The sequence below is a fragment of the Methylobacterium sp. WL18 genome (genome assembly GCF_008040015.1).
GTDB lineage: Bacteria > Pseudomonadota > Alphaproteobacteria > Rhizobiales > Beijerinckiaceae > Methylobacterium > Methylobacterium mesophilicum.
The window spans coordinates 1-3,401 of the sequence record NZ_VRVD01000511.1; the positions used below are offsets into that span (position 1 = coordinate 1).

The 3,401-nt window shown below is 70.4% G+C and carries 6 protein-coding genes; 5 read left to right on the top strand and 1 reads right to left on the bottom strand.

Translation table 11 applies throughout. The features are described from left to right. The 4 genes from FV228_RS24025 to FV228_RS24040 form a co-directional block, all read left to right on the top strand. On the top strand, window positions 1–616 hold a 616-nt coding region (locus FV228_RS24025; protein WP_147856863.1), incomplete at its 5' end, for an insulinase family protein. 109 nt (window positions 617–725) lie between these two features. Further along, window positions 726–2,018: a pitrilysin family protein gene (locus FV228_RS24030; protein WP_147856864.1), complete on the top strand. Its 1,293-nt coding sequence runs from the start codon at window positions 726–728 to the stop codon at window positions 2,016–2,018. Window positions 2,019–2,066: 48 nt separating this feature from the next. Then, a complete protein-coding gene (locus FV228_RS24035; protein WP_147856865.1) occupies window positions 2,067–2,294 on the top strand; it encodes a hypothetical protein in 228 nt (75 codons plus the stop codon). After that, window positions 2,291–2,584, top strand: a complete 294-nt coding sequence (locus tag FV228_RS24040; RefSeq protein WP_147856866.1) for a type II toxin-antitoxin system RelE/ParE family toxin — start codon at window positions 2,291–2,293, stop codon at window positions 2,582–2,584. Before FV228_RS24035 ends, FV228_RS24040 begins: the two co-directional genes overlap by 4 nt. 57 nt (window positions 2,585–2,641) lie before the next feature. Here FV228_RS24040 and FV228_RS24045 read toward each other — a convergent pair whose 3' ends face one another. Next, window positions 2,642–2,962, bottom strand: coding sequence for a HigA family addiction module antitoxin (locus tag FV228_RS24045; RefSeq protein ID WP_147856867.1), 321 nt, complete (start codon window positions 2,960–2,962; stop codon window positions 2,642–2,644). 132 nt (window positions 2,963–3,094) lie between these two features. Between FV228_RS24045 and FV228_RS24050 the strand changes: the two genes are divergently transcribed. Further along, window positions 3,095–3,401: VOC family protein (locus FV228_RS24050; protein WP_187277886.1), on the top strand; the 307-nt coding region annotated here is incomplete at its 3' end.

A 3,401-nucleotide genomic window follows, 5' to 3' on the forward strand; every position in this document is an offset into this window, starting at 1 on the left:
GCCCAAGGCCCTGCGCCGGGTCGCGGTGGCCGACCCGAAGGTCGAGCAGCCGACCCTGCAGCGGCTCTACCTGACCCCCTCCTGCATCACCGCCCGCGACGGCGGCTGCCACGACCTCGAGCTGCTGGCCGAGGTGCTGGGCGGCGGCTCGACCTCCTACCTCTACCGCAAGCTGGTCATGGAGACCGGCCTCGCGGTGAATGCCGGCGCCTGGTACATGGGCTCGGCGATCGACGAGACCCGGTTCTCCGTCTACGCGGTGCCGGCCGAGGGCGTCTCCCTGGAGGCGCTGGAGGAGGCCGTGGACAAGATCCTGCGCCGCGCCCCCGCGGAGGCGCTCGGCGCCGAGGCGATCGAGCGGGCCAAGACCCGGCTGGTGGCCGAGACCGTCTACTCCTCCGACAGCCAGTCCTCGCTCGCCCGGATCTACGGTTCCGCGCTGGCGATCGGCGAGACCATCGAGGAGGTCCGCCGCTGGCCGACCGACATCGAGGCGGTCTCGCAGGAGCGCCTCAAGGCCGCCGCCGAGCGCTGGCTGACCCCGTCCCGCTCGGTCACCGGCTACCTGACCAAGGCTCAGGACCCCGACGCCCCGGTCGCGATGGCGGCGGAATAGTTCTTTCGGGCGCGTCCCGGCGGGCGGTTTTTGGCCCCGTCGGGACCTGCATCAGGCCGTGAGCGTCGACCGGCTCCGCCGCCCGTGACACGATGAAAAAGAGGTTCCCATGAGCGTCGCCGAGACCTTTGTCGACACCGCCGCCCCCGAGAATTCCCCCACCACGGCCCTGCCGGTGACCACCGCGGCGGGCATCGAGGCGTGGCACGTCGAATCCCCCGTGGTGCCGATGATCGCGCTGGCCTTCACGTTCGAGGGCGGCGCCGCCCAGGATCCCGCCGGCAAGGCCGGCTGCGCCCAGATGCTGGCCCGGCTCCTCGACGAGGGCGCCGGCGACCTCACCTCCGACGCCTTCCAGGAGCGGCTGGCCGCCCGGGCGATCGAGTTGTCCTTCCATGCCGGCCCCGACGCGGTCGGCGGCTCGCTCAAGATGCTGGTCAAGCACGCCGACGAGGGCATCGCGCTCCTCGCCCTGGCGCTGGCCAAGCCCCGTCTCGACCCGGACGCGATCGAGCGCGTCCGCGGCCAGGTGATCGCCGGCCTGCGCTACCAGCAGAACGATCCGGGCGTGCTGGCCTCGCGCCGGTTCTTCAAGGAGGCGTTCGCCGGCCACGCCTATGCCCGGCCCTCTTCGGGCACGGTCGAGAGCGTCGCCACCATCACCCGGGACGACCTTTTGGAGATGCATGCCCGCATCATCGGGCGCGGCCGGGTGAAGGTCGCGGCGGTGGGCGCCATCGGGACCGAGCAGCTCGCCGAGGGCCTGAACCGCGCCTTCGGGGCCCTGCCCGAGGCCGGGGCGCTGAAGGCGGTGCCGCGCACCGAGGTGCAGGAACTCGGCAAGCGCATCGTCGTGGACCTCGACGTGCCGCAATCGGTGATCCGCTTCGGCATGGCCGGCGTGCCCTGGCGCGACCCGGACTTCATCCCGGCCTACGTCCTCAACCACATCCTGGGCGGCGGCGCCTTCACCTCGCGGTTGTTCCAGGAGGTGCGCGAGAAGCGCGGGCTGGCCTATTCGGTCGGGACCTCGCTGGTCAGCCACCGCTCGGCCGCGATGACCTGGGGCTACACCGCCACCAAGAACGAGCGCGTCGGCGAGGCTTTGTCGGTGATCGGCGACGAGATCGGCCGGCTGATCACGGATGGCCCCGACGACGACGAGCTGCAGAAGGCCAAGGACTACCTCACCGGCTCCTACGCACTCGGCTTCGACACCTCGACCAAGATCGCCCACCAGCTGGTGCAGATCGCCTTCGAGGAATTGGGCATGGACTACATCGCCCGCCGCAACGCCCTGGTCTCGGCCGTGACCCAGGCCGACATCCGCCGCGCCGCCGCCCGGACTTTTGCGGATGGCCGGATGCTGGTGGTCGCCGCCGGCCGGCCGGTCGGGCTCTGACGGTCGAAGCTGCTTTTTCCGGGCGGCGATCGGGTGCAGAATGCGGTCATGACCGAGCTTCTGGATCGCGCGGTGCAGACCGCCCGCGCACTGTCCTCCGAGATGCAGGACGAGATCGCCCGCATGGTGCTCGCCTATGCGGGCCGGGACGATGCGGTGATCGCGCTGACACCGGACGAAGAGGCCGACCTGATCGAGGCGCAGGCCGAAAGGGCGCGCGGCGATTTCGCGACTGAAGCCGAGGCCGAAGCGGTCCTATCCAAATACCGCCTTTGAAGCTGCGGTTTCAAAGGCGCGCCCTGCAGCAGGTCGACCGCGCCTTGGCCTACATCGCGGCGCAATCCCCTCAGGGCGCGGCCAAGGTCGAGGCCCGGCTGACGGCGGTTCTGGCCGTCGTGCGGGATCATCCTCACGCCGGAAGGAAGACCTCGCTCTCGGGCGTGCGCCGCGTCTTCCTTACGCCCTACCCCTATCACATCGATGACTTTGCCGATGACGAGGAAATCGTGGTGCAGCGGTTTCGCCACGCCGCCCGCAAGCCTTTGCCGGATGCGGGGAAGTCGTAACGCTGCGTGACGAAGCGCATCGATCAGAAGAGGCGCCGGACTGTCGGGCTCCGACGTTCAGGCCGCCGCGGGGGCAAGCGGCGCGATCCGCGCGATCTCCGGCCCGATGCTGAGGCTCAGCGTCTCCACCTCGTACTGACGCTGGAGGTTGAGCCAGAACTCTGCGCTCGTGCCGAAATAGCGGCTAAGACGCAGCGCCGTGTCGGTCGAGACTCCGATCTGCTCGGCGGCGATCCGCTCGATCCGGGTTCGCGGGACGCGGCAGGCCCGCGCCACCGTGCCGGCCGACAGGCCGAGGGGAATCAGGAAGTCCTCGCGCAGCACCTCGCCGGGATGCAGCGGCGGCAGGACGGTGTCGGTCTCGTACGCGACGGCCATCGGGTGTCTCCCAGAGGCGTGGGGCATCGCAGTCTACCCCCTTACGCCCACTGCAATCCAGCTTTGCGCTCGCAACGCCGTCGCCCGAACCCCACCTGAGGCGCTTCGGAGCGGGGACCCACACGAAAAGCCATGCAGCTCACCGGCATCCATCACCTCACCGCGGTGACCGCCCGCGCGGCCGAGAACGTGGCGTTCTACACCGGCACGCTCGGCCTGCGGCTGGTGAAGAAGACCGTGAACCAGGACGACGTCTCGGCCTATCACCTGTTCTACGCGGATGGCCTGGCGAGCCCGGGCAGCGACATCACCTTCTTCGACTGGCCGGCGCCCCCGGAGCGGCGCGGGTCGAACAGCATCACCCGCACCCACCTGCGCGTGCCGGGCGAGGGCACGGTGGCGTGGTGGCACGCGCGCCTGCGTGACGCCGCCGCCGTGG